Genomic DNA, 23,265 nt, shown 5'->3' with positions numbered 1-23,265 from the left:
CGCAGCCCGCACCGCTCGGCAATTGCGCCTTTTCTATCACGACCCGGTAGATTTATCCGATCCGGCCGCACAGCGCCCGGGGAGAGTTGATGTAAATTGGTGCATGCTGGTGCGAACTGGTGTATCGGGCCACAGGGAGTCCTGATATCTTGGCCACTGGAAAGACTGTCCGAAGCACTGTCCTGCTGCCCGAACCGGTGCACCGCCAAGTGCAGGCGGTTGCGGCAGCCAATGACGTATCATCGGCCTGGGTCATCCGACAGGCGGTTCTGCAGTATCTGTCGACACGCACCGGTCAGGTCGAGCTGCCGCTCGGGAAAGAGCGGCCGTGAGCGCCGACCCGCGCCTGATCCGCCAAAAGATCCAGCGCCTGCGCGCCGGCGCGAAACCGCGCGTGCTCGATCTGTTTTCGGGGTGCGGCGGAATCTCGCTCGGGTTCCTGGCGGCGGGATATGACATTTCCGCGGCGGTTGAGTTCGATGCTGATGCGGCACGCTCGCACGGTCTCAATTTTCACGGCGGCGAGGACCGGCACAGCACCGCGCGGGACATCACCACCACCTCGGCTGAGGAGCTGACCAAAGCGCTCGGTCTCGGTCCGGCATCGTCGGCGTTCGACGTCATCGTCGGCGGCCCGCCCTGTCAGGCGTTCGCGCGAGTCGGGCGATCAAAGCTGCGCGAAATCGCGGAACATCCCGAAGCTTTCCGGCACGATCCGCGCTCGCGGCTCTACATCGAGTATCTGAGCTATGTGGAAGCCTGCGCGCCGCTCGCGGTAGTGATCGAGAATGTCCCCGACATGCTCAACCATGGCGGGCATAATCTGGCGGCCGAGATCGGCGAGATCCTCGCCGGCAAGGGCTATGTCGTGCGCTACACGCTACTCAACGCCGCCTTTTACGGCGTGCCGCAGATGCGCGAGCGGATGATCCTGATCGCAATCCGCAAAGAGATTGCCGATGATGTCGAACTCCCCGAGCCGACCCACTGGATTGACCTTCCGTCGGGCTATCAGGGCTCGCGCGCGGTCGCGCTGAAGCTGGCGACCAGCGGCGACCTGCTGACCCCGACGAACGGCGGCAGCGCCTATAAGGCGGCGCCCGAAGCCGTGAAGACGCTCCCGCCCGCGATCACGACCGAGCAGGCGATCAGCGATCTGCCAGAAATTCTCGCGCGCGAACTGCTGGAGGCGGGCGAACTGCGCCGGGGGACACGGCGTCTCGACGCCAACCTTCCCTATGGCGGGCACAACCGGCAGCATGACTATGTAAAGAAGATGCGGAGCTGGAAAGGCTTCGAGGGCGTCGGCCATGTCCGCGACCATGTGATTCGCTATCTGCCACGCGACTATCGCATTTTCGCAGGTCTCAAGCCGGGCGATCAGTATCCCGAGGCGCATCGGCATGCGCTCAGCCTGTTCAAGGCCGAACTCGAGCGGCTCGCGGCCAATGGCGCGCGTCCCGAGAACGACAGCGAGGACTGGAAGGCGCTCAAGGCGAAATTTGTGCCCCCCTATGACGCCGGAAAATTTCCGAACAAATGGCGCAAGATGGAAGCCTCGACGCCGGCGCGGACGCTGCTCGCCCATCTCGGCAAGGATGGCTACAGCCATATCCATTATGACAGCCGCCAAGCACGGCCGATCTCGGTGCGCGAGGCGGCACGGCTCCAGTCTTTCCCGGACGGGTTCCGCTTCGCCGGCACGATGAACCCGGCATTCCGCCAGATCGGTAATGCCGTCCCGCCACTCCTCGCCAAAGCGGTCGCGACCACGCTTCGCCGTCAGCTGATCGGCGATACCGCCGGCTGCGGCACCGACATGGAAGAGCAGCCGGATCAGCCGCGCGCCGTCGGGGCCGGCCGCTGATGGCGAAGCGCGAGGAGATCATCGTCGTCCGCTCGCTCGCCGAATCCGATCTCGGCATTTTCTCGATGCATCGCCTGAGCGCGACCAGCAAACAGCGCGCAATCGCGCTCACCACGCCTGTGGCGCGCAGGCTGCTCAGCGACCGGCTGTTCGCAGCCGGCGGGGCCGATCTCGATCTGATCTGCGTCTATGGCGGCTATGGCAACCGCGAGCTCAGGAACGTCGGCAAGGTGGGCAAGAACTGGCGGCTGGGCGGGCGCAAGATCACCGCTAATGGCTGCGCTTTCCTCGACAGCAAGGATTTCGTGCTGCTGCGGTCGGTCGTCGGCAATGATGGCGACCATCCGATCCTCATGACCTTTATCGGTCGGCAGCGCGAACGCCTCCTCCATGCCGGCATCGTGGCCAGCCTCGCCGACAGCTTCCAGAGCAGCGTCGCGATAGTGACGGCCGGATCGGACGCCTTCACCGCGCTCAGCGCCGCCTTTCCGTCGGTGCCGGCCGATCTTGCCATTGGGGCGCCGCTCGCCGAGGAAGACGCTGAGATGCCAGATCAGGCGGCCGGGAGCGATGGCCGATAGGCTGACGCCGGAACAGCGCCGGCTCAACATGCGCCGGGTGCGCGCGAAGGATACGAAGCCCGAAATGACCGTGCGGCACCTGCTGCATGACCAGGGCTTCCGATACCGTCTCCACCGCCGCGATCTGCCCGGCCGCCCCGACATCGTGTTGCCGCGCTGGCGCGCGGTGGTCTTCGTTCATGGCTGCTTCTGGCACGGTCATGGCTGTTCGCTGTTCCGCCTGCCGGCGACGCGGACCGAATTCTGGTCTGCCAAAATCGAAGGCAACCGTCGGAGGGATGCTGCGGCGGTTGCCGCGCTGGAAGCCGCAGGCTGGCGCAGCCTATGGGTGTGGGAATGCGCATTGCGCGGTAAAAATCGGCTGACGGCGACCGAGGTGAGCGGCGCAATGGTGGCGTTCATCCGGGGCGATGTGAGGTTCACGCAGCTTATGGAACAGGGGATCGCTGGGGTATGACGGCAAAGGTAATCGAAGTGTCGGAGATGCAGCAGCAGCTTCCTGCGCTGAGTGATCTCGATTTGCTGCGGCTGCGGGCTCGGGTCGCCGCCGAACTCAAACGGCGCGGTCTTGCCTCCAATGTCGGTCAGGCGGCCGAGAGCCTTGTCATCGCGTTTTACAACGGCACGCCAGGGCGCCCGAACCTCCAGCCGGCGCCGACGGGCACACAGAATGTCGATGCGCTGTCCCGGCGAGGTGACCGCTTTTCGATCAAGGGCGTGCTCGACGGGCGCAAGACGGGGACCATCTATCCCGACCGTGACGATCGCGACAAACAGCTATTTGAATATCTGCTCATCGTACGGATCGACGAGGACTGGCAGCTGATTGACGTTCACGAGTTCGACTGGAAGACGTTTGTCGAGGTTCGGAGCTGGGACAGCCGAATGAACGCTTGGTATGTCGGTCTGGCGGCAAAGACGCTGGCTCGATCGACACGGTTCGCACCGGCCTGAGGCAAACCGACAGCCGTCGCTCAGCCTTTCGTGGCGGGCGTATAGCCATACTGTTTCAGCCGCCTGGAGGCCATATTCGCTTCCTCGTCTGAGAACAATGCGCGCCACTTTGAATCTGTCACCAGTGCCTCTACGGAGAGATCGAGCCGCTGATGCTCCCATAGCGTATCGAACCCACTGGTGGCCGAACCTCTGATCAGCCGCCGCGCCGTCTCGACGCCGCCATGCTCGGCGAGCATCTGGCGGAATCGGGTCGGCTGATAGCCGAAGCTCGCCGCCTCGTCGTAGATCGCCTGCATCGCCCGGTCGAACGTGCGCGGGTCCGGTGCCGCCGGCCGCTCCGGTGCCCGGCCGGCATCGATCAGTGCCATCGCCTCGCCGAAACTCACCAGCGCATTGCGCCCGTCCTCCGCCCTCGCGAGCACAACCGCCGTAACACTGGACAGCGCGGCATTCTCTTCCGCCGTCAGCACGAACCTTCCGAGGCTGCGCAGCGCCAGCTGCCGCACCTCGACCACCAGCCGCCCCTTGGGCGATTTAGGCAGAACCTGCCAAAGTCCGCCAAAGTCCGATGTCTGGCCGCTGACGCCAAAATCGATCACCAGATCACCGGGCGACAGTGCGGCGTTCCAACCCTCGTAGGCCGAGATGCCAGAGGTGCGCCGCCCATCCGGGACCTCCTGCGCCAGCCATGCTTCATCCCCGGAGGTAAGACCGTCTCGGCAGAACGCCACATGCAGTTTTTTCCAAACGGTGTGTGACGGCGATGCCCGCCATGCTTCGAACAGCGTATGGGCAAGACGGCGGCCGGTGGGCGCGATCCGCACGCGCGCATTCCACAGCTCCGCCGCCCGATCGATATCCTCAGGTCCGACCGCATAGCCGGCATCCGACAGCCGCGTAAACCAACGGTCGATATCAGTGAGCACGCCCGCTTCGCTGATCTCGACATTGGCCTCGTGCCATCCGCCAGCGGCGTCGCCTTCGACCGCCAGCCCGTTCGCCGACGCATTGGAAGATCCGAGCACCGCGCCGCCCGCCGTCCACCACACTTTGGCATGCAGGGCGGGATGGGAGCGCAGCGTGATCCTCGGATTGTCGTAAAGGCGGCGCAGCTCTTTGGGATTGCAGGCGCCGGATTCCAGATTGCAGAGGATCTCGGCGGTGAGCCCCGGCCGGTCGAGACCCAGCCGTTCGATCGCACCCTTTCCCCAGAAGGCTACCGCCAGCCTAGCGTGGGTCGCATCGGCGAGCAGCGCGCGGATGCCCGAGAGCGCGGCGGTTTCGTCGAGAAGGATCATAGTTTCTATCTTGTCTCGCAGACGTGCCGCCCGTCAACGTGATCCGGGAGACAGTCAGTACGGTGAGTTGCAGTGCACTATGAAGAAGTCGGCGATGATCTGCGCCCGCTCATCTATGACTTCTTTTACCGGTTCTCGCGCTTCAAATCCGGACTAAAGGAAGCGAACTTGCTGGTGTCACGCGATATCGGTGCCCCGGCCCGGCCGGGCTGAAAGGATCCCGTCGCTGCCGATGAAGGCCGGTATCGGCCTTCGCAGGCTGGCGCAGATCATATCGCCGCCAACAACCTCTTCCATGGCGGCAAAAAGGGGGGAGCGGGCTGGGACGATCCTGACCGTATCCGCCAGCTGTTGCCGCTTTGCATCACGATACTCGAAGAGCTGGCCGAGTTTGGCAATGTCCAAACCAATCAGACCGCTCTCCACTATTTGCTACATTTCGAGTTCGATCGATCGTTCCCGCTCCCTTCCGGTCATTTCGAGCGCAATCTGCTTTTCTGGCAGGCGGGCGCTCTTTGCAGTGGCTTCTCCAACAAGCGACGCTTCCGTCTTCGCACCATCCCGGCGTCCCGCAACTCGCTCTAACCGCACGGCATTGTCCACGACCAACGTCACATGCTCCCGCACGCGGGTCGTCAACACCCGCATCAAGCTGGTAGAAATTAAGCGTCCCTCACGGCTGTCGGCAACAATGATACCCCGATCACTTGTAGCGCCCTGGGCGGCATGAGCACTGGTGGCATAGGCTAGATCGATCCGCCGCAGCATCGGATCCTTCGGCGCCAACTCGACCCGTTCGCCCCTGTTGGTTTCGATCAGTAGAGCGTCCGGCCGGACCTCGCGCAGCGTGGCGGTGTCGGCGTTGACTAAACCGCGGGAATGGTCGGTGCCGGTCCAGCGCAACTGGTCGCCGGCGAACAGCGTCAGTTTGCGCAACTCGAACACCCGCACCGCGTCCTCGCTGCGGTTGGGTGCAAGCTTGCCCGGCAGATACCGTTGTTCGACGCCGCTGCGCCTTTGCAACGTGACGACCCCGCGCCCCGATCGAACGACAAGCGCCAGCCCGCGCTCAATACCCTGGCTCGGAAGGTCCCTCGCAAACTCCACGATGCGACCGGGGGTGTAATGGTGCGCGATCCGCTCTTCCTCGCGGCTTAGGTGAACGGGATCGTAGATTGACAGTCTGGCGGGCGTTTGGCCCAGCTCGCCGTTCGCTATTCGCAGCCGCTGAACCTCGCTGTTTACGTCGGCACGCAACTGGCGACCGGAGGTGTAGATGCCGGTGCGGCCGCGTTCGTCGGGAGGCAACGCCATCCACATCCGCGCGACGGTTTCGGCCCCTTCGCCCGGCGCTTCGATCGTGTCCGCCTTCAGTAGCCCCATCAGCTCGCCGACGTTGCCGGCCTGCGCAGCGGCATGGATCGCGCGCATCTCGTCGTTCGTGGCACGCAGGTTCGTCGGCATGAACGCTGTGTCGCCGACACGCTGGACGATGTTGAACGGCCGCCCACATTCGACCGCGCCAAGTTGACGACTATCCCCGACCAGCACGAGCCTTCCGAGCTCGTAGCGATTGGCAACGTCGACAAGCCGCCGCATTGCGTCGTTGCCGAGCATCGACGCTTCGTCGATCACGAGGACCGAGCCCCGGAGAACTGCGACCGATCGCCGCTCATGCTGGTCAGTCCGAACGCGCCCATCATGCTCGTGCAGGAACGAGGCGACGGTCCGCGCCTCGATGCCAGTGTCCTGCCCAAGCCGCCGTGCAACCGTGTTCTGCACCGCCAGTCCGAGCACGGTGCGCCCTTCCTCGGCGACGATCGCCAGCGCAGGCTTCAGCATCGACGATTTGCCAGCGCCAGCCACGCCCTGAACCGCGACGATCCTGTCAGTGCTTGATAGGATGCGGGTGGCGGCGCTCATCTGCCCAGCGTTCAAACGCCGCCCGTCCGCCCGCGCCGCCGCAGCAACACGCTCTTTCGCTTGGGCCTGTTCCAGAACAGGGGCCACAGCACCTTTGCCGTCGACCACACCGTCGACAATCGCCTGCTCCGTCGCCAGTGCAGCGGCGGTCGTCATCATCCGCCCGTCGGCACCCGCGATCAGCAATCCGCGACCGACCAACGTCGCCATCCGCGTCTCGACCGCAGCCGCACCCATCGGCGCGCCCATATCGAGCGCCGTCTTCAGCACCTCCCGCGCTGGAAAGGCAGCCTCACGCTCGGCCAAATGCCGGATGGCCGAAGCGACCGCGTGCGCCGCTGCAAATGCCGTTGGGTGCAACCGCCCGGTTCGCTCCGGCACCAACGGGTCCGGCGCCTTCACTCGAATGCCAAGCCGTTCGGCTAGGGCGAGACCCTGCGCACCGACACCGCGCGTACCATCAACCAACCGTCGCCAAGCCGTCGGACTGAGAGCCGCAATCCGGCTCGCTTCCGCCACCATGGCCGGCAGATCGATGCCGGTCTTCTCCGCCCGCGCTACCCACTCTCCGCGCAACTCGGCCCGATCGATCTCAGCCGGTTTGGCGGCCCGGGTCCCAATCGTCACCGCCGACCTCGCCTCCGGTGTCTGGTGCTTCATACCCTTCATCGCCGCGTCGATTTCCGCGGACCGGGTGGAGAACCGCTCGATCACCTCGCGAGGGATGCCCGAAATCTCGAACTGACCATGCTTGGCAACGCGCTCGGTCGCATAGCCCAGCGCCTCAACCCGTTGCCGCAGGTCCGCGTTGTAGACCGAGGCGGCGGTCGAATAGCCCTCCCACAACGCGTCGTTGAGAACCGCCCGCCACTTGCCGTCCGGCCCCCGCGTCGCGTTGGCGATGATCGCGTGGATATGTGCCTGAGGATCCAACGCCCGGCTCGTATCGTGCTGGAACAGTGCGACGATCAGGTTGCCCGACCGCACCGTCTCCTGTGCGCCGTCCTTCGCCACCCGCGTCTCGGCAAGGTTGCGCTCGATCCATCCGACTGTCGAGCGGACGGACGCCATGTGCGCCGCCAGCAACCGCGCGTCACCGCCAACATAGGCTAGCAACGACATCGATTTTGGCGCGGAGAAGGTGAAGTCCATGCCAGCACGATGGTTGCCATTCGCCCCGGGCGGGATCGTCGAACCATTGGGAAGCTCGCCTCGCAACACCGCTTCGAACGGTTCACGGCTAACCTCTCCGGTCAGCCCGAGTTGCGCAGCCCCTTCGCCGACCCACACACTCGCCTCGGTCGCCTGCCCATCGGTGTAGTAGTTATCGGCGGCATAGTAGCTCGCCGCCCCGGACGCGGACCGGACGACCGCCGGGGTCAGCATGGCGGCCGCCCGGACGTCATCGAACGATGCCCTGCAACAACTCGCGCTCGCGCCGCTGCCCGGGAACGTAGATCCGGCACGGCTCAAGCTCGCGATAATCGCTGCCCTTGCCGGCGCGCTTGGCACAGGCGAACAGCCGCTTGCGGTTATCCGGAATGTTGGCGGTAGCGAACAGGTAGCGGGTGATATCGTCCTCGCCCGCGTGCCGGTTCAGCAACATCACGCCCGCGCCATACCCGTCACCGCGCATCCCAAGCGCGGCCAGTGCGATCTTCTCCGCAACGACGCCATCACCGGGGACCAGCAACAGCACGGCGAGCGCCGCGATAAAGCCGATCAGCATACCGAGCCCCGTCGAGCCATCGAACGCGTAGCGTTGCCGACGGCGCGGCGGCGGTCCGCCATCTACGGTGGGCTCCGCCTCCAGCACGCGGACCGGGCGGGGCGCCACTTCGACGGGTGCCGGCGGCGCGGGCTCGACGCGTACTGCCGGCACTGTCGCCTCTGACGGTGCAGGCAACGACTGCAGAGCGTCGTCGGAATCAGGACGCGGTTCCATGGCCATCGCCAGATACCGCTCGACCAGCGCGCTGAACGGTATGCCTTCCTGAGCCGCTTCGTCCTGCAGCATCGCATAGCGACCCGGCGCGAACGAGATCGATTTGCCGAGCGCCTTACGTCCGAAACTCATGTGTCCTCCCTGTCTGCCGTGGCCGGATCTCCGGTCGTCGGATGACGCGGCGGGGGCAGGGCACCCTCATACTCAGCCCGATCGCAGACGCGCCACAGCGCACCCATCCACGCATCCAGCACGCTGAGGTGATCCGCCATAACGCGATCGATGTCCCGCACGACCACTTCGTTGGGGCAGGGGCAAGCCGCGTCCGTGGCTGCCTCGGGGGCGCAAAGGGTCGTTCGCACTGGTTCGTCCTGTGATTGCTGCCGCCCGTCCGCCGGGGGTCACGACGGTCAGGATCGACAGAAATGAGCGATACGCAAGTGGATCGACGGCGCTGAAAAGTATCCAACAATCCGTTGTTAGCATACGTACGCAGCTGCCTGCCGCGTTAGTAACCGGTCGTAACTGTGCAAAAACAGCCACTTATCACAGCTGAACGCAGCGTGATCTGTGCTTCCTGACTCCCTACAATCGTCGTGGCAGGGCGTTCGGTTGCTTGTCGATTGTTCGGAAGATGGCCGGGGCTTTCAACGGGCAACCGCCCGGACTGCCGCCCGGACTGCCGTCCGGAATTGCTGCCAGCTGCTGCTTATTGCTCAGACGCGATCGCCAACTTCGCAAGCCGGCGCAACGCTTCTGGTCGAGATAGCCGGTCGGGCTGTTCCGCAATCCACTGGTCAAGCACAGCTAGTTCCTCCGGTGGGACGCGGACGGACACAGCTATCGAACCGACACGGGGGCGGCCTCGTGGCCGTTTAGTATCCGTCTGCATCTAGACGTTCGACAATCATCAACCGGATCGCAGCGGCTCGACTTTCATGCCGATCATCAGCCCAAGCGTCCAACCGAGCTGTAATCGCTGGAGGAAGTCGAACCCCAACCATGGGATCGCTTCCTGTCGCCGGTCGCCCTACGCGCCTTTTTTGATTATCAGATATTGCGTTCGACATATTTTGTGATTATCACAAATGCAGCCCAGCGCAAGGCTGCCACCCTGCGCTGGGCCTGACCCGAACCAAGGAAATCACCCATGGCCCAGGCTACTTCACAGAATACCCGGCGTTCCGTTGTCGAGGAAGGGCATTACGCCATCACCGAAAACGAGTTCATGAACCTAACGCTGGTACGCGACGCGCTAGCAGGTGTTGCAGAGCTGGCGTTTGATGGCCGTATCGAACGTGCAACCGAGACGCCGGAAATCACCTGCCACAACTTGTCAGCGCTGATGCTGGTCCTCAGCGATCGATTGGGTACCATGCTCGACAACATGACCTTTTCCCACGGCCGTCGCGGTTGACGCTAGCTCATAGGAGATAGGCCATGGCAACCCGACTAGAGCTCGTGCCATTCGACACGCAGCAGATCGCGACAATCCAGCGAGACGCCGACATTTTCGTTGTTATGAAACCGATCGTTGCGGCCCTCGGCCTCGACTGGAATGGGCAGTATCAACGTATCAACCGACACCCCGCCATCCGGCAGGGTATGTTTGTAACGCACATACCTTCTGCAGGCGGTGAACAAGAGGCGGTCACACTCCAACTCGAACAGTTCCACGGGTGGCTTGTGACGCTTCATCCTGATCGGGTTCGCGATCCTCTCAAGCGCGAACTCATCGTCTCGTATCAGCGCCGTGCATTCCGGGTGTTGTTCAATCACTTCCACGGCGCTGCCCAACGACCGGCCGCGATGCCGATCCAGTCGCGCATCGCGATCCAGAACCAGGTGCTGCGGCTGACCGCGAGGTTGCAGCACACCCGCAACCGCACCGAACGCCGTGTCATCCATGCGATGATCGGCGATCTCTGCCGCGACATCGGCATGGCCCCGCCGGCGATGGATGATCTGGGCTTCGATGCCCCGCATCCCTCTGATGCGGTTGCCCCTTTCTGGGCAGGCATTGCCGAACTGAAGCGACGCGGCGTCGTCTTCAACCACAGCCGGACCGGCGGCCTGCTGGCCATCAACCGCACGGCGCTCGCAGAAGAGTTCAAGCGAGCGGGTATCGCGTTAAAGCTCGACACCCAGCTGGGCCGGGCGCTGCGGGCAAGCGACCCGCGCTACATCGGGGCGAAGACCGTCAACAGCCGTCTGACCGGCGGCGGCATCCACTGCTGGGTCTTCACCGACACCGACTGAGCTTTGCCCCGACGGGCGGACGGAGTACAGAAAAGGGTCGGAACGCGGATGCGCGCTCCGGCCCTTCTGCTGTGCGCTACCGCCGCTGGCCGAGGACGAACCTCCTGCCGACAACACGGCTTGGGAGGGGGGTCGGGAAAAGTCTTATCTCCTTTATCCCCCGGTTTGATGATCTAAGAAACGGCGGAAATCCGGCATTTTCGATGTAACACGCTCGGCGTTATCGCTTCCTACATGCCCCCAGCGAAAACACTTATCCCACTGTAAAAACACGATATTCTCAAACCAAAATATTCGAAACTAAGTCTATTATCAGTAACGATGGGATAAGCGTCTTTGTAACGTCCCAAGCCATTGAAATTGCACGACTGTTCGACAGGTAAGAAGTTTCCCGCCTCCCCCCTGCCTACTAAACCACCTTCGAAAACGCACACGATATGGACGTTTTCAGGCGTTCGCTGACCGGTTTTCGCTGGCGATCGCGCGCCGGGTTTGGCGCTACCGGACGCGTTCACACGGGCCGCCGCCGGCACCCCGTCCAGGTGCGTCGATCTGCGTCGCGGCTGCGATCAAGAATGGCGGCATTCCGCCCAGCTTTCCCGCCGGTTTCGCTAGGGACGCTGCATGCGTCGAAAGCGCCACGAAAAGCGCGCGGGCGAGGCGGGGGGAAAAGCGTGTAATTCGGGGTCGCAACGCGAGCGGGCAGTGTCCATCTTGATGCTGACCATCGAACGCACGGACTTTGTCCTGGCCCGGCACGCTGACCATTGTGCGCTACGAGTAGCGGGAATTCGCGTCCGCCGTACTCGCGGTAGCACGGTCGAATGCGCCGTGAAGCGAGCGGGACCGTCCGCCCTAGCGATCGCTTCGGGAATTCGTGTCTGAGCCCGACTGCCGCGGCTCAATCTCGCGTGACCGGACCTCGGGAACACCAGCGGTACTGTTCGGCTCCGGCCTGTCAGGACGCCAATCTTTGCCAGGATCACGCCTTTTTCCCTACCGGGGCTGAACCGTCGCTCGCGAGATAAATTGCTACAAAGCGCGGTATTCTCCGAGGAAACCTGTGTATGGCATGCTCAGATGAACGGTCGAAATGGAGCGGATGCCCGTATGCATATGGCGCGAAAGGGCACGAACGCTAGCGGGATGAGGCGGTATAACGAACGGCTGATCCTGTCGGCGATCCGGCGATTGAACGGTGCTTCAAAGGCCGAACTTGCGCGCGTAACCGGGTTGTCGCCGCAAGCGGTCGTACGGATTATCGACGAACTCGATAGCGACGGCTTGCTGTTCCAAGCCGAAAAGCGCACCGGCGGCATGGGGCAGCCGGCCACGGTTTATCGCATCAACGGCGCGCGTGGTTACACGGTTGGTGTCGAGATCGGGCGCAATGCGATGACGCTGGTCTTGCTCGATTTCGATGGTCAGCAGCAGGCGCTGCAATGCGATGCGAGCCCGTTTCCGACCATCGATTTGGCGGTGGAGCGGATCGGCCGGTTTCTGCACGAACAACTGCCGGCATCGCTGCGCGAGCCCGGTACGTTTCTGGGCATTGGCATTGCCATGCCATGGTTTCTGGGCGAATGGCGCGACGAGTTAGGCATTTCCGAACGTCAGGCGGCGGAATGGCGGCGGGAGGATGTGGCCGAACGGCTGCGTGCCGGGCTGAACTGTCCGACCTTTTTCGACAATGATGGCAATGCCGCGACGCTGGCGCATTTGTTGTGCGGGGCGGGGGGCGACCTGCAAAGCTATCTGTTCATCAACCTCGGTACCTTTGTCGGCGGCGGGCTGGTGGTGGCCGGGCAGGTTGTGCAGGGGCGGCATGGCAATGCCGGGGCGCTGGCTTCGATGCCGGTCATGGTCGACGGCCGACGCGATTCGCTTATCCATCATGCGTCGCTTTACGACCGCGACCGGGCGACGACTCCCGCCGCGCTGGAGGGTTGGCGTCACCGCTGTACCGAGGCGCTGACCTTTGCGATTGCAGGGGCCAACAGCCTGCTCGATCTGGAGGCTGTAATTCTCGACGGATCGCTCGACGCGCACGAGCTGGCCGGCATCGCCGCAGCGGTCGAGCGGCAGCTTGCCGCCGATGCCCCACCAGATTTTTTTGCGCCTGACATACGGGTCGGAACGCTGGGGCAACGGGCGGCAGCGATCGGGGCCGGGTTGCTGCCGCTGCACGCGCAATATTCGCCTGATCTCAGTAGTTTGTTCAAGCGCGCCTGACCCCGCCCAACGCGATCGCAATACTAGATATGCCGCTTTTCCTCACGAAGCGCCAAGGCTCGTTAGCGGTAACAGCAAACGATTGTCGCCCAAGACACTGATAACGCGCTAATTTCTCCCCTTGACCTACTAAATCACCTTTGTAGATTTAGTCGTACGGACCGTGAAAAGCGGCGGCGAGGGGAGAGTGATGATGAGGGTGGGTTCGCGTCGTAAAGGCCGGGCGGGGTACCGGTGGTGAACGAACCACTGCTGCTCGGTGGGATTGAGGCGGGGGGCACGAAGTTCCTATGCGCCGTCGCTGACCGTGATGGGACCATCCTGACCGAAACTCGAATTGCCACGACCACCCCGGCCGAAACGCTGGGCGCGGCCACCGCCTTCTTCCGCGATGCGCGGCGCGACCATGGCGCACTATCGGCATTTTCAGTCGGCAGCTTCGGACCGTTGTCGCTCAACCCGCTGGTCGGGGATTACGGCTACATCACCTCGACGCCTAAGCCGGGTTGGGAGAATGTCGACCTGCTGGGCACGCTCCGCGAGGGCGTCGATGCACCGATGACGCTCGACACCGACGTTAATTGCGCGGCGGTGGGGGAGCGGCTGTTCGGCAGCGGGCAGGGGCTGGACAGCTTCTGCTATGTCACCATCGGCACCGGCATCGGCGTCGGCCTGCTGATCGGCGGAGCGCCGCATGGTGGGGCGAACCATCCTGAGGCCGGGCATATCGCGGTGCCGCGCGCCGCCGGTGATGCGGCGTTCGCCGGCATCTGCCCGTTCCACGGCGACTGTCTGGAAGGGCTGGCATGCGGGCCGGCGATGCGGGCGCGGTGGGGCGTTCCGGCCGAACAGCTTCCCGCTGATCATCGGGCGTGGGATATCGAGGCGGACTATATCGCCGCGCTGTGCGCCACGCTGACCTATGTTATTCGGCCCGACCGGATCATCGTCGGCGGCGGCGTGATGCAGCCGCAAATGTATCCGCGCGTGCGCGCCGCGCTGGTCTCGAAGCTCGCCGGCTATGACGCCAGCATGCGGACGATCGACATGAGCGACTATATTGCCGCGCCGACCGCGGGCGCATCGGCTGGGCTGACTGGGGCGCTGGCACTCGCCTATCGCACCGCGACCCGGCAATGGCCGATGCACTGGCGCACTGCTGAACCCTTTCAAGTGAACAAGGAGACCGCCGATGCATAGCGTCGCGACGCCGGGTGGCCGGCAGGATGTGGACGATGCACGGGCGACGACCGCGATCGTGCTGAGCGCGGCCGGCGCGGCATTGGGCGGGCTGTTGTTCGGGTTCGATACCGCCGTTATTTCCGGCGCGACGCAGGCGCTGCAGGAACGTTTCGCGCTGACCGATGCGTCGCTGGGCTTCACCGTTGCCTCCGCGCTGATCGGGACGGTCATCGGGTCGCTGGTCACCGGGGCGCCCGCCGACCGCTATGGTCGCAAGGCGATCATGCTGTCGGTCGCCATCGCCTATGTCGTGTCGTCGCTCGGCACCGGTCTGGCGCAGAGCTGGCCGATGCTGATCGCGTTCCGGTTCCTGGGTGGTCTGGCGATCGGCGCGGCGTCGGTGGTGACGCCGATCTATATCGCGGAGGTATCGCCCGCGAAGTTTCGCGGGCGCCTAGTGGCGATGAACCAGCTGAACATTGTCTTGGGCATTCTGATCGCGTTCCTAAGCAACTATCTGATTGCGCAGTCGCTGCCGCCAGAAGTGGCATGGCGGTGGATGTTCGGCATCGTCGCGGTGCCGTCCGCGTTGTTCCTTGGGGTCACCTTTCTACTGCCCGAAAGCCCGCGCTGGCTGGCGGTAAAGGGCGAGAAGGGGCAAGCGATCAAGGTCATGACTCGGCTAGGCTTTCTCGACCCGCAGGCCGAGCTAGCGCGGATCGAGGCGGCGGAGCGGCGCGACGTAGCGCAGGGCGACACTCGCCTGTTCCAGCCCGCGCACAGCTTTCCGGTCGCCTGCGCCATCGCAATCGCGCTGTTTAACCAGCTGTCCGGCATCAACGCGCTCCTCTATTACGCGCCGCGCATCTTCGAACTGGCCGGGGCGGGTGCCGACAGCGCACTGTTGCAGTCGATCGCGGTCGGCGGCACCAACTTGGTGTTTACTGTTGCTGCGTTGTTTTTCATCGACCGGTTCGGCCGGCGGCCGCTGCTGCTCGTTGGATCGATCGTTTGTGCCGCAGCGCTGCTGATGGTCGGGTTCCAGCTCGAACGCAGCACGCCCAACGGCATGCTGATCCTGGGCGGGCTGCTCGCCTTCATCGCAGCCTTTGCCATCAGCCAGGGCGCGGTGATCTGGGTGTTCATTTCCGAAGTATTCCCCAGCCACGTGCGCGGCAAGGGGCAGGCCTTAGGATCGACCACCCACTGGGTCGCCGCGGCGGCGATCACATGGCTGTTCCCAATCGTGGCGAGCGCGGTCGGCGGATGGGTCTTCGCCTTCTTCGGCGCGATGATGCTGTTGCAGTTGGTGTGGACGGTGCGGGTGATGCCGGAGACGAACGGCGTCGCGCTGGAAGACATGAATCTGAAGGGAAATGCGGCATGAAGCGGCTCGCGATCCTCGCCATGACCGGTCTGATGCTCACCACCGCCGCGTCGGCACAGCGACCCGATCCGCGCCCGGCCTATCACTTCGCGCCGGCTGCCAACTGGATGAACGATCCCAATGGCCTCGTTTATTACGAGGGTGAGTACCATCTGTTCTACCAGTATAACCCACATGGCGATCGCTGGGGCCATATGAACTGGGGCCACGCGGTTAGCCGCGATCTGGTGCATTGGCAGGAACTGCCGATCGCCATTCCCGAAACCGGCGACGTTATGGCGTTTTCGGGCAGCGCGGTGGTCGACTGGAATAACACGACCGGGTTCGGCAAGGGCGGCAAGCCGCCGCTGGTTGCGATCTATACCGGCCATAATCCTAAGGCGAAGCTGCAGTCGCAATATGTCGCGTACAGCAACGACAAGGGCCGGACCTGGACCGTTCATGGCGAAGTGCTGAGCGTAGGATCGCCTGAATTCCGAGATCCCAAGGTGTTCTGGCACGCTGCGACCAGGCGATGGGTGATGGTCGCGGTGATGGCGCTGGAGAACCGTGCCGTCCTGTTCACCTCGTCCGACCTGAAGCGATGGACCTTTGCCAGCAGCTTCGGCCCCGCCGGTGCGCGCGGCAAGAACTGGGAATGCCCCGACCTGTTCGAGCTGCCGGTCGAGGGTGGCACCCCGGGTGAGAAGCGCTGGGTGCTGGGCATCAACCTGGGCGACAATGCCGTCGGTGGCGGTTCGGGCGGGCAGTATTTCGTCGGCGATTTCGACGGCAAGCGGTTTACTACCGTTCCCGGTTGGCCGGGCGAGGCACACTGGATGGATTACGGCGCGGATTTCTATGCCGCCGTATCGTGGAACGATTTGCCGAAGACCGATGCGCGCCGGATCTGGATCGGATGGGCGAACGACTGGCGCTATGCTGAGGCGATCCCGACCTGGCCGGCTCGCGGGCTGATGACCGTGCCGCGCGAAGTGACTTTGAAAAAGACACCCGCCGGCTATCGCATCGCGCAGATGCCGGTGCGCGAGGTCGCGACGTTGCGCGGCGCGCGGCGGGACTTCTCAGCGACGCTGGGCGAGACGCCGACCGACCTGCCTATCGCGGGTGGATCGGCCGACCTGACCATCGACCTTGACACCGACACTGCCGAACAGGTCACAATCGCACTGACCGACGAACAGGGGTATCAGACGCTGATCGGGGTCAATCCTGGCGTGGACGAACTGTTCGTCGATCGCACCCGGTCGGGGCCGCATTTCCACGACGGATTCGCCAACCGCCATATCGCTCCGGTCGACCTGAAGGGGCGCAAGATACGCCTGCGAGTGCTGGCCGATGAATCGATCCTCGAAGTCTATGCTGCGGATGGCACGCGGACGATCACCGATCGCTTCTTTCGCGGCGGTGGACAGCTTCGTTGGAGCGCAATGGCGCGCGGCGGGGCGGCACGCCTGACGATGCAGGCGTGGCCGATGACGGCGAAGGCGGCGGCGCGATGACATGATCCGCTTCGTCGATACGGCGGCAGCGACCGTACCGGGCTGAACGCCCGCCCAACCGCTGCACTGAACAACTAAAAAAATAACGGAAATCTGGGAGGATTTATGCCGAAGACGTTGCTTGCCTTGCTGACATCCAGCGCCCTTGTACCGCTGACCGCCATTCCCGCGCATGGTCAGGCCACGGCTTCCGCCGAACAGGCCGCGCCGACCGAGCAGGCCGAAGCTGACGCCGCGCCCGAAAACGACGGCAGTGCCGACATTATTGTCACCGGCTACCGCGCCGCATTGGGCTCGGCGCAGGAGATCAAGCGTAACTCTGCGTCGATCGTCGATGCGATAGTGTCGAACGACATCGGCAAGCTGCCCGACAACAACGCGGCCGAGGCGATTGCGCGCGTCACTGGCGTCACGGTCCAGCGCTACAACGACGAAGCCGGCGTGATTCTGGTGCGCGGGTTGCCCGACGTCACCACCACCTTCAACGGGCGCGAGTTCTTTTCAGCCGAGGACCGCGTGCTGCACTTGCAGGACTTCCCGGCGGGCGTCGCGGCGGGAATCGAGGTCTATAAATCAGGTACGTCCGACCTGATCGAACCGGGCCTCGCCGGCCTCGTCAACTTGCGATCGCGCCGTCCGTTCGACGTGAAAGATACCGAGATCGCGGGCGAACTGCGCGCATCGTATAACGACCAGGCGAAGGCGTTCGACCCGGCAGGCAACCTGCTCGTCACGAAGCGGTGGGATACTCCGATCGGTGAGATCGGTGCGCTGGTCAACGTCAGCTATGTCCGCTCGACGTATCGCAACGCCGATCGCTACGCCGACAGCGCCGTGATTTCGCCGCGCGGCTTCGGTGCGGACGATCCAACCGATGATCTGAAGGTCACGACGCCCGGCGTCGGCAACGACTTCCGCTTTCCGGCCAATGCTGGAAATTTCTACGAAAAGGGTGTGCGGCATCGTCCGGCCGTGAACGGTACAATCCAGTGGCGGCCGACCCCGAACCTCGAACTATTCGCCGAAGGGCTGTGGCAGGCTTATCGTGGCGAGGTGCTACGCGACGCCTTCAACGTCAATTTCGAACGCCGCGACGTGAACGGCGTCGCTCCGACGCTCAGCAATGTCGTGCTGGTGCCGGGTGAGCCGAACAAGGCGGCGAGCTTTACCAAGACCGGCGGCTATGTCCCCGAATTCTATCGGTCGACCCAGAACGACAGCACCGATACGTGGCAGGCGGCAACGGGTTTCAAATGGACCACCGGCCGCGCGATCCTGTCGGGCGACTTCGCCTACACCAACAGTAAGTACAAGGCGTCGGAATACAGCCTCGACGCGCAGCTGGCATCGGCGCCGACGATCAACGTCGACTGGGACGTGCGCGGATCCGCGGTGTTCGATCTCGGAGGCTATGCGATCGACAACCCCGCCAACACCCGTTGGCGCGGCTATTACCAACGTGATTTTGTGACGAAGGGCGACGGAGTGCAGGGTCGGATCGACCTTGACCTTGAAACCGAATGGAGTTGGCTGCCGCGTCTGCAATTCGGCTTCCGTGCTAGCGATCGGAATGCATCGTCGCAGAACAACAACCGCTATGCCTATACCGCCGGCCTGAACATTGCGCTCGATAGCCTGCCGAGCGGCAGCCTTGGCCTCATCACCGATGGGTTCCGTGGCGATCCGCAGCGGTTCCAGAATTGGCTGGCCCCCAGTCGCGACGGCATTCGCGACAACGGCGAGGCGCTGCGCCTGCTGGCGCTGCAATCGGTGCAGCGCGCGACCGTGTTGTTCCCGTTCGACAACGGCATCCGCGAAGCGGTGACGAAGTTCGCGACCGCCGACATCCCCTATGATCCGCTGGGTGGCTTCACCGCCAGCGAGGCGAGTTATGCCACCTATGGCCAAGGCAAGTTCGATGTCGATGTGGGCGGGATGCGGATCGACGGCACCGTCGGCGCGCGCATCGTCAACACCGACGGCACCTATCGCGGGTTCAGTCGGGTGCAGGCGGCCGACGGCACGGTTGGCATCGTCCCTACCACGACGCGGCAGAATTATGTCGACGTCCTGCCCTCCGCCATCGCCCGCGTCCGCTTCTCGAACGAATGGCAGATGCGGCTGGGCTATACCCAGACGCGGACCCGGCCGGGGTTCGGGCAGCTCAACCCGTCGATCAACATCACCCGCAACAGCGTGGGGCCGGACGGCACGCCGCCGGTGTTCGACGCGACCGGCTTCGGCGGCAATCCCGACCTGCGCCCGTTGACGTCCAAAAACTACGATGCCAGCCTCGAATGGTATTTCTCAAAGAACGGATCGGCGTCGGTCGCCGCCTTCTATCGCGATCTGAACGGCTTCATCGGCTATTATACGCAGGTTGTGAACGATCCGATCTATGGCCGGGTGCAGCTCAATCGGCCGGAGAATGCCGGCAACGGTCGGATCAAGGGGGTCGAGGCGTCGCTCCAGACCTTCTTCGACTTCCTGCCCGGCGCGCTGTCCGGGTTCGGCGTACAGGGGAACGTGACGTATCTCGACGGCACCAATCAGTTGCCGCAGGTACTCGGCGAGGGCGACCGGCAGGTCGAGATCACCGGCCTGTCGAAATGGGCGTACAATCTGACCGGCTTTTATGAAAAGGCCGGCATCTCCGCCCGACTGTCGTACAACTGGCGGTCGCGGTCGACCAGCAGCTACAACCGCAACATTAACGAGGAACAATATGCCGGTGAACTGGTCCAGCCCGTCTCGCGGCTCGACTTCTCGGCAAGCTACGATGCGTTCAAGAACATCTCACTGGTCGCCAACGTGAGCAACATCCTGGCGCAACCATTCAAGAACTATCGGTTCTACAATGAAACCCAGTCTTTCGGTCGCGACTTGCGGGTTGAGGGCCGGTATTTCAGTCTCGGCGTCCGCTTCAAGATGTAGGGCCGGCGGTGGCGCGCATCGCCGCGCCGCCGCCCCTTTGCCGTCCGACTACCCCAACCCCCCGCGCGAACCGTCGGAACAGGCGGCGCGCGACCCATGTCGCGCGGCCATGCACCGTGCGCGGAGAGGATATCATCATGCCATCGATCGTTTCCCGGCGTCAGACGCTCGGCTTGCTCGCGACCCTCCCTATTCTGCCCGCCTGCGGCGCATCAGGCGATGGGGGCGGCGGAGTGGTCTCAACGCCCGGTCCGACTTCGGCCCCGATGCCGACTTCCACCCCGACGCCCACCGCGACTGCCACCACCGCCAGCGCTCGGCCGCGCTATCACATCGCCGCGCCCGATGGCGGGTGGATCAACGACCCGCAGCGGCCGGTGCGGATCGGCGATGGCTGGACGATGTGGGCGCTCTACAACCCGACCTGGCCCAATGGCGGCACCGAATGGCGGCGCTGGACTTCGACCGATCTGGTTACCTGGTCTGATCGCGGGGTGTCGATCCCGCGGCGGACCACGTCCTTCGGCGACGTGTGGAGCGGCAGCACGGTGATCGACACCAACAATACCGCCGGGTTCGGTGCGGGCACGCTGATCGCGCTCGCGACGATGCCCGCCGACAATGCCGCCGGACAGAACCAGTCAACCGCGCTCTGGTATTCGCGCGACGGCGGGGCAAGCTTCACCTTCCACGCGATCGTCCATCCCAACTTCCCGGGTAACAAGCCGTTTCGCGATCCTACCGTGTTCTGGCACGCGCCCACGTCGCGCTGGGTGCTGACCCTGTCGGAAGAGGGCAAGATCGGTTTCTATACCTCGCCCGACTTGAAACAGTGGAGCTACGCGAGCGGCTTTGGATCGAACCTGGTCGGCGGGGTGATGGAATGTTCGCACCTTTTCCCGCTACACCTGTACGAAGCTGACGGGACGACGAAGGGCGATAAATGGGTGCTGCTGGTCGGCGGCGACGGTACGTCGAATGGGTTTACCATCGGCACCTATTACTGGGTCGGCAGCTTCGACGGCACGACCTTCACCGCCGACAGTGCGATCGGCCAGTGGCTCGACGGCGGGGCTGATTATTACGCGGCGGTTGTATGGCGCGATCCGCAGGCGGCCGATCCGTTGGCCAGCGCCTATACGCTAGGCTGGATGAACAACTGGTCTTACGCCAACACCCTACCGGCACCGTATGGCTATCGCGGCCAGCTGAGCATCGTCCGCCAGATCCGCCTGCAACGCACCTCCACCGGTACCCCTCGGTTGCGTATGTCACCGATCGCGGCACAGAACGGTGCGTTCCAGCGGGTCGTGACCGGGACCGACCAGACGATCACCGACGGCAGCGACTATGTCTGGCCAGCCAATGCCGGCATCGTCGCTGGGCGGATCGACCTGACGCTAACCCGCGTCGGTACCGACTGGCCGGGCGGGGCATGGCTGTCGGTACGCGGCGGCGAAGGGTATTTCACCCAGATCGGCTTCGAACTGCGCGACAACCGGATCTTCGTAAAGCGTGACACGAGCGGCCCCAACGGAGCGAACAGCGTAGCATGGCGGCAGAATCGCAGCGTTCAGTACGACGCCGCTAGTGGAACGGTAACGGTCAGCCTCTTCCTCGATGTCGGCTCAATCGAGGTGTTCGTTAACGGTGGTGAAGGTGTCATCTCCGAACTCATCGCTGCGCCATCAAGTGCGACTGGATTAAACCTGAACGCAAGCGGCGGTTCGCTTCGCGTGTCCGAAGTTCGAATTTTAGAAAGTTCTTGAGGCGAATGCCTCTAATCAAAAGCGTGTCGAGGAACACAGACTTCCGCAAGATCGATTTCAACGTCCTGATCAATCGTTGTGTTGTGTCCAACATTAAGCCGCTGACGAAGATAGGAACGGGGTCATCTACGCCTATCGCAACCGATACTGGCACGCGCACATATTCGGCCCATATCGAAAATTCCCAACGGCCACGAAGCTCACAGCCTATCGGCCCGCCAAACGAGGCGCCCGACAACGTGTAGTTCGTCCTTGCCAGCATAGTCGTCGGGTACGGCGCGGTTGTCCGCCATCAGCACGAAGCTGCCGTCCGCTTTGGCGCGGACGCGCTTGACCGCAATCATGCCCGGAACGGCAACGACGTATATCTCGTCCTGCATCGCGATCCGGTCTCCATGACGTCGCCCTGCATCTCGAAGGCAAAGACCTGGTCGAAGCGACCGCGAATCATCGGCTCGATCCGCTCGCGACGGAACGGCTCGAACCGCGGGGTGGCGGTGGTGCTGGTGCCGCCGACGAGCTCGCTGAGGTCGAGCAGCGGCACGAACACCTGCCCGAACTGCTCAAGCACGGTCTCGAGCGTCGGCAGCGGGACCGCACCCTCGGACGGATCTTCGGTCTCGCCGATCAAATAGGCCGGCGTGGTGCTGAGCTCGCGGGCGATCCGGTGCAGATGCGAGGTCCGCTGCGAAGCGCCCGACACGAGCTTGGCGATGGTGGGCTGGGCAAGGCCAAGCCGCCGCGCCAGTTCGGCCTGCGACATGCCGACTTCGTCCATGCGTGCCTTCAGGCGAGTTGCGAGCGTCATCCCTTCCATCTATCACTCCAGTTATGGCGCGCTACTGCATAGCGGCTATTGACCAATGTATTCCTGTGGCTAATAGTGCGCCTATGCAGACGCTACCTCCCGTTTCCATCTATCACTCCAGTTATGGCGCGCTACTGCATAGCGGCTATTGACCAATGTATTCCTGTGGCTAATAGTGCGCCTATGCAGACGCTACCTCCCGACTCCGGTCACCTCACCCCGCACGAAGCGCTGCTGGAGGCGGTTCGCATCGCCGGCGGCCAGAACAAGATCGCCGCCGTATGCGACGTCAGCCAGCCCTCGGTGTTTCGCTGGATCCACAAGCACAAGCAGGCGCCTGCCGCCCGGGTGCTGGCGATCGAAGCGCGTACCGGTGTGTCGCGTCATCTGCTGCGTCCCGACATCTATCCCCGCGATGGTGCGGCAGGGGCGGTGGTAGCGGCTGTGCCGGGCGCCGTCGCATGTAATCCGGGCGGTGTTTTCTATCGGCCGAATACCGCCAACGATAACTGCTGCTGTCCCTGCCACCGGCGGGACTGATCCGCTGAACCCCTAACGACCGACCGGCGGTGCCGGTCGCGCTGCTGCCCTACCGCCTTTCGCTCTTCCGACCTTCCCCAT

Annotated in this window: 21 protein-coding genes; 14 read left to right on the top strand and 7 right to left on the bottom strand. The window is 63.7% G+C overall.

The genetic code is table 11. The features are described 5' to 3' along the window. Positions 1–119: 119 nt before the first annotated feature. Genes ASE70_RS21155 through ASE70_RS18105 form a run of 5 tightly spaced genes read left to right on the top strand, consistent with a single transcriptional unit; the run spans position 120 to position 3,402 of the window. Positions 120–332, top strand: coding sequence for a CopG family transcriptional regulator (locus ASE70_RS21155; protein WP_443024912.1), 213 nt, complete (start codon positions 120–122; stop codon positions 330–332). Continuing rightward, entirely contained in the window at positions 329–1,867 is a 1,539-nt protein-coding gene (locus ASE70_RS18120; protein ID WP_056507795.1) for a DNA cytosine methyltransferase, read from the top strand. Before ASE70_RS21155 ends, ASE70_RS18120 begins: the two co-directional genes overlap by 4 nt. Next, on the top strand, positions 1,867–2,448 hold the full coding sequence (locus ASE70_RS18115; protein WP_056507793.1) for a hypothetical protein: 582 nt from the start codon (positions 1,867–1,869) through the stop codon (positions 2,446–2,448). The genes ASE70_RS18120 and ASE70_RS18115 overlap by 1 nt, the downstream gene beginning before the upstream one ends. Continuing rightward, positions 2,438–2,905 carry a very short patch repair endonuclease gene (locus tag ASE70_RS18110; RefSeq protein ID WP_056507790.1) on the top strand — a complete coding sequence of 156 codons (468 nt, stop codon included), beginning with the start codon at positions 2,438–2,440 and terminating at the stop codon, positions 2,903–2,905. The genes ASE70_RS18115 and ASE70_RS18110 overlap by 11 nt, the downstream gene beginning before the upstream one ends. Next, positions 2,902–3,402, top strand: coding sequence for a hypothetical protein (locus ASE70_RS18105; protein ID WP_056507788.1), 501 nt, complete (start codon positions 2,902–2,904; stop codon positions 3,400–3,402). The genes ASE70_RS18110 and ASE70_RS18105 overlap by 4 nt, the downstream gene beginning before the upstream one ends. Before the next feature lie 20 nt (positions 3,403–3,422). Here the strand turns inward: ASE70_RS18105 and ASE70_RS18100 are convergent, their stop codons facing one another. The 5 genes from ASE70_RS18100 to ASE70_RS21150 all read right to left on the bottom strand — a co-directional run bounded on the left by ASE70_RS18100 (position 3,423) and on the right by ASE70_RS21150 (position 9,575). Continuing rightward, a complete protein-coding gene (locus tag ASE70_RS18100; RefSeq protein ID WP_056507786.1) occupies positions 3,423–4,703 on the bottom strand; it encodes a phospholipase D family protein in 1,281 nt (426 codons plus the stop codon). Positions 4,704–4,880: 177 nt separating this feature from the next. Further along, on the bottom strand, positions 4,881–5,129 hold the full coding sequence (locus tag ASE70_RS18095) for a hypothetical protein (protein WP_056507784.1): 249 nt from the start codon (positions 5,127–5,129) through the stop codon (positions 4,881–4,883). 6 nt (positions 5,130–5,135) lie between these two features. Beyond that, a complete protein-coding gene (mobF, locus tag ASE70_RS18090) occupies positions 5,136–8,012 on the bottom strand; it encodes a MobF family relaxase (RefSeq protein ID WP_056507781.1) in 2,877 nt (958 codons plus the stop codon). 16 nt (positions 8,013–8,028) lie between these two features. Then, complete coding sequence (locus ASE70_RS18085; protein ID WP_156356333.1) at positions 8,029–8,643, bottom strand: hypothetical protein; 615 nt, start codon at positions 8,641–8,643, stop codon at positions 8,029–8,031. Positions 8,644–9,446: 803 nt separating this feature from the next. Next, positions 9,447–9,575: a CopG family transcriptional regulator gene (locus ASE70_RS21150; protein WP_162233651.1), complete on the bottom strand. Its 129-nt coding sequence runs from the start codon at positions 9,573–9,575 to the stop codon at positions 9,447–9,449. Between the two features lie 146 nt (positions 9,576–9,721). On the opposite strand from ASE70_RS21150, the gene ASE70_RS18075 reads away from it, so the two are divergent. The 8 genes from ASE70_RS18075 (at position 9,722) to ASE70_RS18035 (ending at position 21,836) form a co-directional block, all read left to right on the top strand. After that, entirely contained in the window at positions 9,722–9,988 is a 267-nt protein-coding gene (locus tag ASE70_RS18075) for a hypothetical protein (protein ID WP_056507775.1), read from the top strand. Positions 9,989–10,011: 23 nt separating this feature from the next. Beyond that, a complete protein-coding gene (locus ASE70_RS19405; RefSeq protein WP_082451125.1) occupies positions 10,012–10,830 on the top strand; it encodes a phage antirepressor N-terminal domain-containing protein in 819 nt (272 codons plus the stop codon). 1,146 nt (positions 10,831–11,976) lie between these two features. Next, positions 11,977–13,062 carry an ROK family transcriptional regulator gene (locus ASE70_RS18060; RefSeq protein ID WP_235520057.1) on the top strand — a complete coding sequence of 362 codons (1,086 nt, stop codon included), beginning with the start codon at positions 11,977–11,979 and terminating at the stop codon, positions 13,060–13,062. 237 nt (positions 13,063–13,299) lie between these two features. Continuing rightward, positions 13,300–14,262 (top strand): ROK family protein, encoded by a 963-nt coding sequence (locus ASE70_RS18055; protein WP_056507885.1) that lies wholly within the window; start codon positions 13,300–13,302, stop codon positions 14,260–14,262. Further along, the gene (locus ASE70_RS18050; protein ID WP_200910869.1) at positions 14,255–15,631 is read left to right on the top strand and encodes a sugar porter family MFS transporter; all 1,377 of its coding nucleotides are present in this window, start codon (positions 14,255–14,257) and stop codon (positions 15,629–15,631) included. Before ASE70_RS18055 ends, ASE70_RS18050 begins: the two co-directional genes overlap by 8 nt. Next, positions 15,628–17,133: a glycoside hydrolase family 32 protein gene (locus tag ASE70_RS18045; protein WP_056507770.1), complete on the top strand. Its 1,506-nt coding sequence runs from the start codon at positions 15,628–15,630 to the stop codon at positions 17,131–17,133. The genes ASE70_RS18050 and ASE70_RS18045 overlap by 4 nt, the downstream gene beginning before the upstream one ends. Before the next feature lie 105 nt (positions 17,134–17,238). Next, entirely contained in the window at positions 17,239–20,067 is a 2,829-nt protein-coding gene (locus ASE70_RS18040; protein WP_056507768.1) for a TonB-dependent receptor, read from the top strand. Positions 20,068–20,333: 266 nt separating this feature from the next. Continuing rightward, entirely contained in the window at positions 20,334–21,836 is a 1,503-nt protein-coding gene (locus ASE70_RS18035; RefSeq protein WP_056507766.1) for a glycoside hydrolase family 32 protein, read from the top strand. Between the two features lie 200 nt (positions 21,837–22,036). On the opposite strand, the gene ASE70_RS20070 is transcribed toward ASE70_RS18035, so the two are convergent. Together ASE70_RS20070 and ASE70_RS18030 are read right to left on the bottom strand one after the other, a co-directional pair. Beyond that, positions 22,037–22,180, bottom strand: coding sequence for a hypothetical protein (locus ASE70_RS20070; protein ID WP_156356331.1), 144 nt, complete (start codon positions 22,178–22,180; stop codon positions 22,037–22,039). Further along, positions 22,177–22,644, bottom strand: a complete 468-nt coding sequence (locus tag ASE70_RS18030) for a helix-turn-helix domain-containing protein (protein ID WP_268795561.1) — start codon at positions 22,642–22,644, stop codon at positions 22,177–22,179. The genes ASE70_RS20070 and ASE70_RS18030 overlap by 4 nt, the downstream gene beginning before the upstream one ends. 183 nt (positions 22,645–22,827) lie before the next feature. Between ASE70_RS18030 and ASE70_RS18025 the strand changes: the two genes are divergently transcribed. Then, entirely contained in the window at positions 22,828–23,184 is a 357-nt protein-coding gene (locus tag ASE70_RS18025) for a transcriptional regulator (protein WP_056507760.1), read from the top strand. Positions 23,185–23,265 lie beyond the last annotated feature (81 nt).

Origin of the sequence: Sphingomonas sp. Leaf22 (assembly GCF_001421715.1) — a bacterium.
Classification (GTDB): Bacteria; Pseudomonadota; Alphaproteobacteria; order Sphingomonadales; family Sphingomonadaceae; genus Sphingomonas.
This window is presented reverse-complemented; position numbering and strand designations above follow the sequence as displayed.